Source organism: Caulobacter radicis (assembly GCF_003094615.1).
Classification (GTDB): Bacteria; Pseudomonadota; Alphaproteobacteria; order Caulobacterales; family Caulobacteraceae; genus Caulobacter; species Caulobacter radicis.
Window position 1 is genome coordinate 63,076 of sequence record NZ_QDKO01000024.1, and the last position, 14,080, is coordinate 77,155.

The 14,080-nt window shown below is 68.5% G+C and carries 8 protein-coding genes; 3 read left to right on the forward strand and 5 right to left on the reverse strand.

Annotation, left to right across the window (positions count from 1 at the left end):
• Positions 1 to 165 precede the first annotated feature (165 nt).
• Together DDF62_RS15385 and DDF62_RS25680 are read right to left on the reverse strand one after the other, a co-directional pair.
• A complete protein-coding gene (locus tag DDF62_RS15385; protein ID WP_116489909.1) occupies positions 166 to 3,306 on the reverse strand; it encodes a TonB-dependent receptor in 3,141 nt (1,046 codons plus the stop codon).
• 1,420 nt (positions 3,307 to 4,726) lie between these two features.
• Positions 4,727 to 4,876, reverse strand: a complete 150-nt coding sequence (locus DDF62_RS25680) for a hypothetical protein (protein WP_165832262.1) — start codon at positions 4,874 to 4,876, stop codon at positions 4,727 to 4,729.
• A 145-nt stretch (positions 4,877 to 5,021) separates the two neighbouring features.
• Here DDF62_RS25680 and DDF62_RS15390 point away from each other — a divergent pair, with 145 nt between their 5' ends.
• On the forward strand, positions 5,022 to 5,795 hold the full coding sequence (locus DDF62_RS15390; RefSeq protein ID WP_116489910.1) for a methyltransferase domain-containing protein: 774 nt from the start codon (positions 5,022 to 5,024) through the stop codon (positions 5,793 to 5,795).
• Between the two features lie 234 nt (positions 5,796 to 6,029).
• Here the strand turns inward: DDF62_RS15390 and DDF62_RS15395 are convergent, their stop codons facing one another.
• Complete coding sequence (locus DDF62_RS15395; protein ID WP_165832266.1) at positions 6,030 to 7,763, reverse strand: patatin-like phospholipase family protein; 1,734 nt, start codon at positions 7,761 to 7,763, stop codon at positions 6,030 to 6,032.
• Positions 7,764 to 7,876: 113 nt separating this feature from the next.
• Between DDF62_RS15395 and DDF62_RS15400 the strand changes: the two genes are divergently transcribed.
• Positions 7,877 to 9,469, forward strand: coding sequence for a carboxyl transferase domain-containing protein (locus DDF62_RS15400; RefSeq protein ID WP_116489912.1), 1,593 nt, complete (start codon positions 7,877 to 7,879; stop codon positions 9,467 to 9,469).
• A 183-nt stretch (positions 9,470 to 9,652) separates the two neighbouring features.
• Complete coding sequence (locus DDF62_RS15405) at positions 9,653 to 10,498, forward strand: enoyl-CoA hydratase-related protein (protein ID WP_116489913.1); 846 nt, start codon at positions 9,653 to 9,655, stop codon at positions 10,496 to 10,498.
• A 4-nt stretch (positions 10,499 to 10,502) separates the two neighbouring features.
• On the opposite strand, the gene DDF62_RS15410 is transcribed toward DDF62_RS15405, so the two are convergent.
• Together DDF62_RS15410 and DDF62_RS15415 are read right to left on the reverse strand one after the other, a co-directional pair.
• Entirely contained in the window at positions 10,503 to 12,233 is a 1,731-nt protein-coding gene (locus DDF62_RS15410) for a hypothetical protein (protein ID WP_116489914.1), read from the reverse strand.
• Positions 12,230 to 13,930, reverse strand: a complete 1,701-nt coding sequence (locus DDF62_RS15415) for an Hsp70 family protein (RefSeq protein WP_116489915.1) — start codon at positions 13,928 to 13,930, stop codon at positions 12,230 to 12,232. The genes DDF62_RS15410 and DDF62_RS15415 overlap by 4 nt, the downstream gene beginning before the upstream one ends.
• Positions 13,931 to 14,080: the final 150 nt, after the last annotated feature.

Genomic DNA, 14,080 nt, shown 5'->3' on the forward strand with positions numbered 1-14,080 from the left:
GACGATCTTTGGGTGTCCTTACCGCTGAGAGCGTACCCACTCACCCTCCCACGCCTGCGGCGCGGGTCCCTCCCTCTCTCCATGAGAGAGGGAGGGACCAAAAAGCCAAGAAAAAAGCCGCCCCGGTCGCCCGGGACGGCTTTCTCGTTTCGCTTTCGCGGCGCCTTAGTACTTGAAGGTGGCGCCCATGAAGAAGCGGCGGCCGGCGTAGCCGGTGTTGATCAGGCGGATGTCGCCGGCCCAGCTGGTTTCGTCTTCCTTCGTGAGGTTCTTGCCCTCGGCGAAGAACGAAAGGCCCTTCACCGGCGTGCGCCAGGTGATCTTGCCGTCCAGGTAGCCGGTCGGGTCGCGGAAGATCGGGTTGCCCGACTGGTCCGCGGCGGTGACCAGGTATTCCGAACGGTAGTTGTAGGCCAGGCGAGCGTTGATCGGGCCCTTGTCGTACCAGAGCGTGGCGTTGTAGCTGTGCTCCGACAGGCCCGGATAGGGCAGGGACGAGCCGTCCAGCGAGCTGAACACGCCGACGTCCTTGGCCTTCTGGTAGGTGTAGTTCAGGTCGACGCCGAAGCCCGACAGCAGGCCCGGCAGCCAGGTGAAGGCGGTCTTGGCCGTCAGTTCCAGGCCCGAGATCTTGGCACCGTCGCCGTTGATGTAGGTGTTGTAGTAGTACAGCGTGCCGTCGCCGAAGATGTCCTGCTGGCCCAGGTTGGTCCGCTGCGACAGGTAGAACGACTTGATGTCCTTGTAGAAGAAGCCGGCCGACAGCTGGGTGTCGGTGTCCGGATACCACTCGAACGACAGGTCGTACTGGTCGGCGCGATAGGGCTTGAGGCCCGGGTTGCCGGCCGAGCAGCTGTCGGGACCGTCTTCGGCCGTGCCGTCGTTGGTGTAGTTGATGGTGCAGGTGACGTTCGGGATGATGAAGTTGCCCAGCGGGCGGGCCATCAGCTGGGCGTAACCGGCGCGCGCGCTCAGGCGGTTGTCGATCAGCCAGGTCTGGATGTTGAAGCTGGGCAGCCAGATCGTGTAGTCGCGCTTGAACGTCGCCTGGGTGTTGGACACCGTGTTGGTCGAGGCGACGCCGTTGACCAGGCGGGTTTCGTTGCGGGTCACCTGACCGGTCGACGACGTCTCGGTGTAGACGCGGCGCAGGCCGAAGTTGCCCAGCACCTCACGGCCGCCGAGGTCGAAGCCGTAGTCCAGTCGCAGGTACTGGGCGTTGGTCTTCTCGTCGATGCTGTAGGGGATCTGGTCGTAGGTCTTACCGTCGTTGCCGACGCCCTGATACAGGTTGTTCAGGTTGAAGTGGCTGGTGTCCAGGTACTGGGAGATGCCGGCGAAGGTCGGGTACTTCCAGGTCGAGGGCAGGCCGTTGCCGGCATAGTAGAAGTTCGACGGCAGGTCGGTCATCGCCGCGGCGAAGACCTGGTTCGAGAAGGCGCGCGACCAGTTCTCGGTCGAGTTCCAGTAGCTGGTCTGGTAGGCGTTGCCGAGCACCGGGTTGGTCTGGTCGGCCGCCTGGCCGTTGACCACCGTGGCGGTCGAGTTGACCGAGTTGGCGTAGATGACGATGTCGTCCAGGGCGCTGGTCGGGTTGGCGCCGCCGTCGATGACGCGACCGCCGTAGCCGTAGCCCGAGATCGCCGCGTTGGAGTAGCGGCCGCCGAACTTGATCGACTTGATGATCGGCAGTTCGGTCCGGTACTCGAAGTCGATCTTGTACTGGTCTTCCGAGTTGGCCGACTGCGAGGGGCGGTACTGGATCTGGTACTGGTTGACCGCCGCCGCGTCCGACGGGCTGAAGCCCGGGGCGAAGGTGAAGATCGGCGCCGAGGTGCCGTCGGCCAGGGTGACCTTCAGGCCCGGCGTGTTGAACGACACCGAGGCGTTGTTGGTCTCGCTGATGGTCTCGGTCGAGGCGTTCGAACCGACGAAGTCGATCTTCCAGCGGTCGTTCTGGTAGTTGAAGCCGTAGGTGACGTACTCGGAGTCCGTCTCGTAGGTGAAGTCGCGCGACGAGATGCTGAAGGCGTTGTTGCCGCCGCGGTTGGCCGTGCCCAGGCAGTCGCCGATGACGAATTCGGTGACGTTGTGGTTGGCGTCGACCTTCACGCCGGGAACGTTCTGGGCCGTGGCCGGCGTCACGCGGGCGCAGCCGGGGCCGTAGTTCAGGGCGTCGAGCGACGTCAGGCCGGTGCCGTAGTTGATGTCGTTCATCACGTCTTCGCGCTTGTTGCGCTGATAGGTGACGTACGCCGTCAGGTCGTCGGTGAACTTGTACTGGGCGGTCAGTTCGGCCGACGAGCGCTTGGAGTCACGGTCCCAGACGCGGTAGCGCGGCACGCGCGGGCTGTAGTCGTACCACTGGCTTTCGCAGGCGGTGCGGGCCTGGGCGTTCGACAGCACCGACGAGTCCGGGGTGACGACGCTGGCGCAGCTGGCTTCGGTGTTGAAGCCGCGCAGGTAGTCGTTGACCGTCTGGTTGTAGGCCGGGTTGTAGTATTCGACCGTCTTCTCGGCCGTGTTGTCGAAGTCGGCCAGGCGGGCCCACGAGTTGCCGTCGTAGTAGTCGCCGCGGGTGATGACGCGGTCGTAGGTCAGGTTGCCCATCAGGCCCAGGCGGCCTTCGAACAGCTGGGTGGCGCCGAACAGGTTGCCGCGCGGCTTCCAGCCGCCCTGGGTGTCGAGCTTCTGGCCCGAGGCGGTCATCGAGAAGGTCGGCTTCTTGAAGTCCAGCGGCTTGTTGGTGGTCACCGAAACGGTGCCGCCGACGCCGCCTTCGGTCATGTCGGAGGTGAAGCCCTTGAACACGTCGATCGACTTGACCAGTTCCGAGGGCAGTTCGCGGAAGTCGTTCGAGCGGCCGCCGCCGCCGTAGACGCTGAGGTTGCCGGCGGTCGACAGGGCGCCCACGCCGTTGATCTCGACGCGGTTCAGATCGGGCTCGACGCCGCGGATCGACACCGCGTTGCCTTCGCCGAAGTCACGCGCCAGCTGGACGCCGGTGATGCGGCCCAGGGCCTCGCCGACGTTCTTGTCGGGGAACTGGCCGATGTCTTCGGCGACGATCGAGTCGGAGACGGTGTTCGCGCGCTTCTTGCGGCCCATGGCCGACTGCAGGCTGGCGCGGGTGCCGACGACGATGACTTCCTCGACGGCGTTTTCCGTCGCGGCGCCGGTGTCCTGGGCGGGAGCCGGAGCCGTTTGGGCGAGGGCCGAGCCGCCGCCGATCATCAGCAGGATAGCCGCCATGCCCGTGGTGCGCAGCAGTCCGTTATCGCGTCGGACCTTGGTGTTGACCTTCATAGTATTCCTCCAAGCGTGGGCGGCGAACCGCCCGGGCCAGCGGCGTCTCTCGAGGCGGCTGGCTTTAAAGTCGTGAGATGGAAGCCTGGGCGGCGGAAGCGTCCGACGAAGACCGGCAGTCGAATCGGAAGTCCCGGGCCTGGGCCGTTGCGATGCGCGAAGGTCGAGGACAGGACGGACCCGGCGGCGCTGTGCGCTCTGGCGGGCGATCGTCCTGACGGCGGGCCTGGGGTAAGGAGCTGACGCCTCGACGGCCGGCGGCGAAACGCTGCGCCGGTCCGTATCTCGATCTTCTGCGATCGTGCGCGTGTTGCGGGCACGCGGCACTGTCTAAGGCGGTCTGTCGTTCCGCCGCGAACCTTTGGTCTCTGCGTACGGAACGTATCCATCCATTTCCAAACCGAAGCGCCGAGTCAACGGTCGGGAGACAAAATTACGTCCGTGAGGCCCGCAGCCCCATTCATGTGACAATTAAAGCACTTTGTTCCCATATGATGGAATGCTTTTGCAACAATCGGGATTAGTGCTTGATTTTGGCGCTCATCCTGCTCAGTGTGGCGACATTCGGCGCGTCCGCGCGCCCGGCCGACGGCAAGATCGGGATTGAGAGGAAGCGACAGGAGACGCCCAAGCGGCCCTTCCCAAGCTCCAAACGCCCCGCCGAAACCGCCTGCCGTCTGGGGTAGTCAGCAAGGAGGGACAGTCATCCCACCGGTCGCTTCGGCGGCGCGCCCGGAGCCATCGGAAGGCGGCTCAGGCGCGACGAGGATACCGGTGTCTATAGCGGTCTTTTAGTCACTACAGATTGTGGTCGCGTTTCTCGGCGTTGTGTGTGCGTGCCGTGGTCGACGCTTCCGGAAGGCGGGTCTCGCAAGGGGTTGCGGGCGCGCCTGAAAGCTCTGACCGTTCCGTCCTGCAGAGGGCGGGGCCAGTTCCATTTTCTGGGGGGCTCCGCCGGGCGTCAATGCGCCTGGCGAGTCTGTCGACCGCGCTTCGTGGAGGCGCGAGCGAGGCGCGTGGCGCCGAGATTTTCTATTCGCAAAACGTCGTTCCGAAACGAAAGAAGCCCCGGACCGTGTCCGAGGCTTCCGATCCGTTCACGGCCTGCGCTCGGGCGCGCGGCCGAAGGACGGCATTTGTCCGCAAAAGGCGCTGGAGGTCAGATTTGACCCATGGTCTTCACGGAGCGTTCCAGCGCGTTCGCGATCGACAAATGAGACACTGGATCACCTCCTTTCGGCTGCGCGTCACAACCTGACGCAACACTAAGGTTGGGTGCTGGCGCGCCGTTGGCAAGAGGCGGGACGTCGCAGGGCGACGGGGCCGTGTCGAAGCTGTTTCGGCGAGCAGAGTTGGGGGCAGCCCCGGGTCGCGCAAAGGGGGGCGATGCGCGATCCGGGGCCGCGCTCCTGGGAACTGGCTAGAGGGCGCGCCAGGCCAGGAGGATCAGGGTCCAGAGACCAAGGTTGAGGGCCAGGGCCGCCACGCGGGGGCCGTTCACGCGCGCGGCGAGGGCCACGGCGCGGGGGCGCTGGGCGGTCGGGGCGGCGGTAGCGGCGGTGCGGGTCACGGCGATGGTTCCTCTGGATGACGGGGCGACGCTGCGTGCGTCGCTCTTACCCTTCTAAGATAGGAAGCCGGCCGATGGTTTCATATGCGACAAAACGGACGCGGGGCTCCATGGTCGTGCGCGAATTGTCGCAGAGAGTCGCGCCATGCCCGCCTGGGATCCCGACGTCTATTCCCGCTACCGCGCCTATCGCGACCGGCCGGCCCTGGACCTGATGTTGAAGATCCCTCGCGACCTTGATCCGAGGGAGATCTGGGATCTGGGCTGCGGGCCGGGCGAGCATGCCGCCCTGCTGGCCGCGCGGCATCCCGGGGCGGTGGTCCACGGCCTGGACTCCAGCCCGCAGATGCTGGAGCGCGCCCGGGGGCAGGGCGCGGACGTCGACTGGGTGCTGGGCGACATCGGTTCGTGGCGTCCGGCCGTCGCGCCGGACCTGATCTTCACCAACGCGGCCCTGCAGTGGCTTGACGGGCACGAGACGCTGTTTCCGCGCCTGCTGGACAGCCTGGCGCCCGGCGGGGTGCTGGCCTGCCAGATCCCCCAGGTCGAGGACGCTGGCTGGCGGCGCAGCCTGCGAGAGGTCGCCGCCGACGGTCCGTGGGCCGGCAAGCTGGCGGCGCTGGACGGCGTGCGCCAGGGCCACGATCCGCGCGCCTATCACGACTGGCTCTCGCCGCTGGCTTCGGACCTCGACGTGTGGGTGACGACCTATGTCCACGCCCTGGAGGGGGAGGACCCGATCGTCGACTGGACCTCGGGCACGAGCCTTCGGCCGTATCTGGAGCGGCTGGAGCGCGGCGAGGAGACGGCCGCGTTCCTGGCGACGTGGCGCACGCGGTTGGCCGAGGACTATCCGAGGCGCGCGGACGGGATCACGCTGCTGCCGTTCACGCGGCTGTTCGTGGTGGCGCGGCGGTAGAGGGTGTCGACCCTCTCTCTTTGAGAGAGGGAGGGGCCCACGCCGCAAGGCGTGGGAGGGTGAGAGGTTACCCTCTCTCCGAATGGAGCGCGCCTGGTTGGGTATTCGGCAGTAGTCGCGGGATTTCGCTCGTAGTTGAAGGAACCGAGGTTCGCCGGCTGACGGTGAAACCTCTCACCCTCCCACCGCTTCGCGGCGGGCCCCTCCCTCTCTCCAAGAGAGAGGGATCAAAAACTACCCCATCTCCGCCAGGCTCTTCCTGCGCCGCAGCTCCGTCACCGGAACCTCCAGGCTGTCCAAGGCCAGGGCAGCCGCCTCGAAGCCCGCCGCCACGGCCGGTTCGAAGGCCTTCCAGTCGCGGATGTCGACGCCTTCCAGCTTTGGCGTGATCAGCACGTCGCTGGCCTCGCGGCTGGCGGCCAGGTCTCGGCCGGTGGAGACGGTGGCCGCGCGCATCAGCAGGGCGACGATCGGCGGGCCCTTGCGCCATTCGCCCGAGAACAGCCAGCGCCAGAACGAGGGCGGGGTGACGATGTCGTCGGCGGTGATGCTGCGGCCGCGGGTGACGTCGACACCGATGATAGGCCCCAGCTGGAAGGCGCGCATGACGTCGGCGGGAAAGTTCTTCATCACCGCCCCGTCGACCAGCACGGCCTCGCCGTCGGTCACCGGCGGCAGCACGCCGGGCAGCGAGATCGAGGCCCTCAGCGCCTGATGCAGGGGCCCCGTGCGATGCAGGTGATAGGCGCCCGAGGTCAGGTTGGACGAGACGCAGAAGAACGGCAGCCACAGGTCGGCGATGTCGATGTCGCCGAAATGCTCGTGCAGTCGATCCTTGACCTTCTCGCCCCGGGTCATGGCGATCAGGGGAAAGGCGATGTCGTCCAGGGGGCTGGACTCCACGAAGGCCTGGCGGATGCGGGTCTCCATCTCGCCGTCGTCCCAGCCCATGGCCAGGCCGGCCGCGACAATCGCCCCCATCGAGGCGCCGCCGACGAAGTCGATGGGCACGCCGCGCTCGCGCAGGGCCTGGACGGCGCCGACGTGGGCGTAGGCCCGCGCGCCGCCGCCGGAGAGGACAAGCCCCACCGATTGCCCGGTGAGCACCCGGGCCAGCCGCTCGACGTCGGCCAGGCCGTTTTCGCGCAGGTGGAACAGGCGGGCGGCGTCGGTGGCCTCCAGCCAGGCCTGAGAGCCCTGCGGCCGCTTGGCGCTGGGCGGCTGGATCAGGATCAGGTCGATCAGGCGCTGGGCCTGGAGGGGGCGCGAGGCGTAGGTCGGCAGCTCGCCCGGCGGGCGGTGGTCGCCGCGACCGACGCGGAACAGGCGGTCGACCTGGCGGCCGACCACGTGCTTCCAGGCCGTCTCGCCCATCTCGGCGACGTACAGCACGAAGTCGTGGGTGCGCTCGACGCGGCTGAACCACTCGGTGGGGGCCAGCAGGCTCTCGCCGCCCTCGACGGTGACGGCGTAGCCCAGCGAGGCGATGCAGCGGGCGATGCGTTCGACGATCGGACGGATCGGCGGGCCCTCGCTGGCGGCGATGAAGCCGTAGACCGACGGATCGCCGATCGAGGCGTGGGCGCCGGCCTGGCGGGCGCGGCGGATCATCAGCCGCGACAGCTCGATCATCACGTCGGGGTCGCGCTCGACCGCCTCGAAGAAGGCCGTGCGGGGCAGGGCCAGGACCTCGGAATCACGCAAGGCGACCATGTGGGCCGAGTGCGGCGCGCCGGCGATCATCGCCATCTCGCCGGCCGGCTCGCCCGGGCGGATCACGCCCAGGAACTGCGGTTCCTGGCCTTCTTCCCGCCGGAACGCGCCCAGGCGGCCGGTGCGCAGGAAGTAGAGGTGGTCGGAGGCCTCGCCCGGCGCATAGAGTAGGGAGCCGCCGGGCAGGGAGAACCAGGCGGCGTCGCCCTCGCGCCCTTCGCGCGCGAACAGCCGGGCCAGGGCCGAGTCGGCCATGAAGTCGGGTAGGGTGACCACGGGACGGACGCTAAACGGAACCGGCGAGCTTTGCCAATGAGGGTGAAATATCGCCGCTTTCGGATGGAAACGGAAAAGGCTATGCCTCGTATATGCCGAAGCTGAACACGCTTATTGACAAGAACAGCGCTTCGTTCGCGAAAAACGCTGCCCACAACACGGCCCTGGTGGAGGAACTGCGCGAAAGGGTCGCGACCGCGGCCCTGGGCGGCTCGGAGAGCGCCCGCAGCAAGCACGCCGCCCGGGGCAAGCTCTTGCCCCGCGAGCGGGTGGAGCGCCTGCTCGACCCGGGCTCGCCGTTCCTGGAGATCGGCCAGCTGGCCGCCTTCGACCTCTACAAGGGCGAGGCGCCGGGCGCGGGAATCATCGCCGGCATCGGCCGGATGTCGGGCCGCGAGGTGATGATCGTCGCCAACGACGCCACGGTTAAGGGCGGCGCCTATTTCCCGATGACGGTGAAGAAGCACCTGCGCGCCCAGGAGATCGCCGAGCAGAACCGCCTGCCGTGCGTCTATCTGGTCGACAGCGGCGGCGCGAACCTGCCCCACCAGGCCGAGGTGTTCCCCGACCGCGACCACTTCGGCCGGATCTTCTTCAACCAGGCGCGGATGAGCGCCCGTGGCATCGCCCAGATCGCCTGCGTCATGGGGTCTTGCACGGCCGGCGGCGCCTATGTGCCGGCGATGAGCGACGAGACCGTCATCGTGCGCGAGCAGGGCACCATCTTCCTGGCCGGCCCGCCGCTGGTGAAGGCCGCCACCGGCGAGGTGATCAGCGCCGAGGAACTGGGCGGGGCCGACACCCACGGCCGCCGCTCGGGCGTGGTCGACCACGTGGCCGACGACGACGAGCACGCGCTGGAGATCGTCCGTTCGATCGTCGCCAACCTGAACGCCGAGAAGCGTCACGAGGCGGTGGTCGCCGACGCCGAGCCGCCGCTTTATGACCCGGAAGAGATCTACGGCGTCGTGCCGACCGACGTGCGCGCGCCCTACGATGTGCGCGAGGTGATCGCCCGCATCGTCGACGGTTCGAAGTTCGACGAGTTCAAGGCGCTGTACGGCACGACCCTGGTCTGCGGCTTCGCCCGCATCTGGGGCCAGCCGGTGGCGATCCTGGCCAACAACGGCGTGCTGTTTTCCGAAAGCGCGCTGAAGGGCGCGCACTTCATCGAGCTGGCCTGCAAGCGCAAGATCCCGCTGGTGTTCCTGCAGAACATCTCGGGCTTCATGGTCGGCGGCAAGTACGAGGCCGGCGGCATCGCCAAGGACGGCGCCAAGCTGGTGACGGCGGTGGCGAGCGCGGAAGTGCCGAAGTTCACGGTGTTGATCGGCGGCAGCTTCGGGGCCGGCAACTACGGCATGTGCGGCCGGGCCTACAGCCCGCGCTTCCTGTTCACCTGGCCCAATTCGCGGATCTCGGTGATGGGCGGCGAGCAGGCCGCCAGCGTGCTGGCCACGGTGCACCGGGACGCGGCGACCTGGAGCGAGGACGAGGCCGAGGCCTTCAAGGCCCCGATCCGCCAGCGCTACGAGGACGAGGGCAACCCGTACCACGCCACCTCGCGGCTGTGGGACGACGGCATCATTGATCCGGCTCAAACCCGCGACGTGCTGGGCCTGGCCATATCGGCCAGCCTGAACGCGCCGATTCCGGAGACCACCTTCGGCGTCTTCAGGATGTGACGGTTCAAGCGGAACCTCTGCTTTGGGCGTATCGTTGACGAGGGCCGTGCATGGACCCCGCCCTTCGACGAGCTCAGGGTGAGGTCCAAGGCGCGGATCGTAGAAAAACCTCATCCTGAGCTTGTCGAAGGACGAGGTTTTCGCCCCAGTGTGTGACGGCGGACTTCAACAAGGAGCGTGCTCATGACCAACCCCATCGCCGACCCGATCGTCGAGGTGCCGGACACCGACGCCATGAGCCCGCTGGTCCACATGGAGTCCACGCCCGAAGGGGCGGTGACGGTGTGGATCAACCGGCCGGAGAAGAAGAACGCCTTCGATCAGGCGACCATCGCCGCCCTGGCCCAGGCCTTCGAGACCCTGCACGGGGCCGAGGGCGTGCGGATCGTGTTCCTGCGCGGCGTGGGCGGCACGTTCTGCGCCGGCGCGGACCTGGAATGGATGGCGGCCGCCGCCGAGTGGGACGAGGACGACAACCGCGACGACGCGCTGGAACTGGCGCGGATGCTCAAGGCCCTGCACGACATTCCGGCCCTGACCGTGGCCCTGGTCGAGGGCGCGGCCTTCGGCGGCGGCGCCGGCCTGGTGGCCGCCTGCGACCATGCGCTGGCCACGGCCGACGCCAAGTTCGCCTTCTCGGAGGTGAAGCTGGGCCTGACCCCGGCCACCATCAGCCCCTACGTCATCGCCGCCCTGGGGCCGCGCACCTCCAAGCTGCTGTTCGCCACCGGCCGGGTGTTCGACGCCGACGCGGCCTGGAGCTACGGCCTGGTCGACGAGGTGTTCGACGACGTCGAGGGGCTGGTCGCCGCCCAGGACGCCCTGATCGAGGAGGTGGTCGTCTGCGCGCCTGGCGCGATCGGCGACGCCAAGGCCTTGGTCAACGACTTCGCCTTCGAGAAGATCGACCGCGGCCTGATCGACGACAGCGCCCGCCGCATCGCCCGCCGCCGCGTCTCCGACGAGGGGCAGGAAGGCGTGCGGGCGTTCCTGGCCAAGCGCAAGCCCAGCTGGATGGCCGAGGGCTAGCCGCCTAGCGAGCCGACGTCCTGTCGCGTGCTTCGATGGTCAGCGACAGGATCACGCCCACGGCCATGCCGATCAGCATCCATAGGGTGCTGATCACCAGCCAGGAGCCGACGATGACGTCGAGGCCCCGGCTGAGCCAGAACAGCACGAACATGCCGTAGTAGCGGACCTGGGCGAGCTGCTCGCCCAGCACGGCGGTGGGCAGCCGGTGGCCGATCGCCAGGGCCAGGACCACGGCGACGCAGAGCGGGGCCCAGGCCGGCAGGGTCTCGCCGGTCATTCGCCACGCCGCCAGACCGGCTACGATCACCGCGGCCAGGAAGGCCAACGCGCCGAGGAGGCGCAGGGGCTTGGCCATCTCCAGATGCCAGGCCTGGATCACCTGCGTGCCGCCGCGGAAGTCGACGGCGGCCGCCACGCCCAGGGCGAGGATCATCGACGGGGTGATCACGTCGACGTCGAACAGCGGCAGGCTGAGCGCCCACGCGAACGGGACAACCTGTCCCAGCAGGCGCTGGTGCAGGGGAAGGGCCAGCCCCGAGGCCTCATCGGTAGTGATGTAGGTCCAGGCCAGCAGCAGGGCGCCCAGGCCGGTCACTGCGAGCGGGCTCCACAGGGTGTCGGGCAGCAGCGCCGACACCGGCAGCAGCACGAGGCTGAGCGGCGCCCAACCGATCCGTTCCAGCGCGCCGGCGCGCCAGGAGCGATGGATCTCCCAGGCGGTCTTCAGGCGCAGGTAGCCGTGGAGATAGAAGAGCTGGCCGGCCAGGATGACGCCCGCCGTGGCGAGGTAGACCGCCAGCAGGGTTGGGGGCGACAGGTTGTTGACGGCGGCGATCAGCGGGGCCAGCAGCGGCGCGCCCAGCGTGAACCAGATCATGCCCGAGCTCAGCCGGGGCCGCTCATACCGTCTGCGCCAGAGGGCGACCGTTTCGGCGTCGAAGCCGGCCATCAGCACCCCGTCGCCGGCGCCGAGACGCTCCAGCAAGGTCTTCATGACGATCTCGAAGCGCGGATTGAGGCGTCGCCACAGCGGGACCTTGGCCGTCGGCGGCCCCTGCAGCACGGCCACGACCGCGCTGGCCTGATCGTCGTTGCGCAGCAGGCGATCGCGGCGCTCGACGAAGTCGCGGCGCTGGATGATCGCCTCGGCGGCGGCCGAGGGTTCGAAATGCAGGTCGTCGCGCCGCCAGCGGAAGGCGTCGACCGCCGGCGCGAGCAGGGCGTCCGATCGGGGCGCGGTTTCCAGCAGCAGGTGGGACAGCCGGGCCTCGACCTCGTCGGCGACCGCGATCTGTTCCAGGGCCTCGGCGTTCAGCACGGCGTGGAAGGCGGCTTCGAGCTCTGCGGCAGGCGCGATCTCGTAGCCACGCAGCAGGAGTTCGAGACGCTCGATCCGCGCCTGCAGCTCCTCGGCCTCGGGCGTGGGCGGCGCGGGCGAGGCGGGAAGGGCGCGCTCCATCGTCGCCAGGGCGACAGGCGCGAGGGTCGGCGAGGCGGCGTGCGGATCGCCGGCCTGGCCGCCATCAGCGTCTTCGCCCTCTTCGTCCTCCTCCCACATCCAGTCCCAGTCGATCCGCGCGACCGCCTCGTCGTGGGCCTCGCGCAGGCGCATGAAGCCCTCGGCGTCGTCCTCGGGATTGGTGACGCGCAGTTTGCGGGCGTAGGCGCGGCGGATGGTGTCGCGGTCGCGGGTGGGCTCGATGCCGAGCACGTCCCAGATGTCGTGGCTCACAGGAAGCTCTCGCCCTCGAGTTCGTCCAGGGCCGCCAGCAGTTGCTGCCGCGCGGCGTCGATCTGGCGCGGATCCTGGCCGTCGAGCACGCCTTCGAACTGCGACAGCAGCATGCCGACATGCTCGCGCACGTCGCCCAGGAACATCTCGTAGCAGCGCTGGGCGCGGGCCATGGCGGCGCGGTTGGCGTCGGTGTCGCGCGGATTGACCTTCAGCGCGGCCAGGGCGGCGCGGCGGGTTTCCAGGTCGGGAGCGTTGCGGTCGTCCTCGTCGACGATGACCAGTTGCCGGCGCTCGTTGGTCTGGGGCACCAGGACGTCGATCTCGATCAGGCCGTTGACGTCGTAGCTGAAGCGGCATTCCAGCGAGATTTCGCCGGCCTTGGCGGGCGGGACGGGGATCTCGACCTCGCCCAGGCGGACGTTCTCGGAGACCATCCGCGCCTCGCCCTGATAGATGCCGAACAGCACCTTGCGCTGGCCGTTCTGCATGGTGCTGAAGATCTTCGAGCGGCTGGCCGGAACCACCGTGTTGCGCTCGATGACCGGCGAGAAGATGCCGGTGCGCAGCGCCCCGCCAGGCCCCTGTTCGGCGACGTCGACGCCCAGGGAGTAGGGGCAGACGTCGGTCATCACCACGTCCTTGAGGGCGACGTCGCGGCTCTTCAGGCCCGCCTGGATCGCCGCGCCGATCACCACGGCCTCGTCGGGGTGGACGGCGGTGGAGGGGAAGCGGCCGAACATGCGGGTCACGGCGCGGCGCACGACGGGCATGCGCGTGGCGCCGCCGACCAGGATGATCTCCTTCAGGTCGTCCGGGCGCAGGCCGCCGTCGCGCAGGGCGCGGGTGACCGGTTCCTTCAGCTTGGCCAGCAGCGGCGCCGCGGCGGCCTCGAAGTCCTCGGCGGTGACTTCCAGCGTGTAGGCCTGGTCCTTCCAGGTGACCGCCATCTCGGCGCGGTCGGCGGTGGTCAGGGCGCGACGGGCCTTCTCGGCGGCGGCGTCCAGGCGGGTGGTGAGCGCCTCGCCGAGCAGGTCGGCGGCGAAGGCCTCGCGGTGGGCGGCCCGCATGCGGTCGACCAGCACCTTGTTGAAGTCCTCGCCGCCCAGCCGGTTGTCGCCGGTGGAAGAGCGCACCTCGATGACGCCCTCGAAGATCTCGAGCACCGACACGTCGAAGGTGCCGCCGCCCAGGTCGAAGACCAGGAAGCGGGTTTCGTCGGCCAGTTCGTGGATGCCGTAGGCCAGCGCGGCGGCGGTGGGCTCGTTGAGCAGCCGCTCGACCTTCAGCCCGGCCAGTTCGCCGGCCCGGCGGGTGGCCTTGCGCTGCTTGTCGTTGAAATAGGCCGGCACGGTGATGACGGCCTCGCGCACGGGCTCGCCCAGATAGGCCTCGGCGTCGGCCTTGAGCCGCGCCAGCACCAGGGCCGACAGCTCCTCGGGGCTGTAGGACTTGTCGCCCAGCCGCGTGGCGCGGGTCGTGCCCATGTAGCGTTTGAAGGTCGTGGCGGTCAGGTGCGGGTGGGTCGAGCGCCGCTCGCGGGCGGCCAGACCGACCAGCAGCGCGCCGTCGTTGTCCAGGCCCACCGCCGAAGGGGTGAGCACCGCGCCCAGGCTGTTGGGCACGAGCTCGACCTTTCCATCCCGCCAGACGCCCACGGCGCTGTTGGTGGTTCCCAGATCGATGCCGATGATCACGCGACGCTCCCCCGTACGCAAACTCAAGCTTGGGTTTAGACGCCCGCTCGGCCGGAACCAAGGGGCGTCTTGTGTGGGCGCGATCGCCAGCGGCGCTGGCGGCGGCGTGGGGATTTCTCCCTTGCTCCCGCCGCAAAAACGCGCATCTAG

What these genes read in the sequence shown, in the direction of transcription:
- DDF62_RS15385 (WP_116489909.1), bottom strand. Translation starts at nt 3,306, where the DNA reads ATGAAGGTCAACACCAAGGTCCGACGCGATAACGGACTGCTGCGCACC.
- DDF62_RS15390 (WP_116489910.1), top strand. Translation starts at nt 5,022, where the DNA reads ATGCCCGCCTGGGATCCCGACGTCTATTCCCGCTACCGCGCCTATCGC.
- DDF62_RS15395 (WP_165832266.1), bottom strand. Translation starts at nt 7,763, where the DNA reads ATGGCCGACTCGGCCCTGGCCCGGCTGTTCGCGCGCGAAGGGCGCGAG.
- DDF62_RS15405 (WP_116489913.1), top strand. Translation starts at nt 9,653, where the DNA reads ATGACCAACCCCATCGCCGACCCGATCGTCGAGGTGCCGGACACCGAC.
- DDF62_RS15400 (WP_116489912.1), top strand. Translation starts at nt 7,877, where the DNA reads ATGCCGAAGCTGAACACGCTTATTGACAAGAACAGCGCTTCGTTCGCG.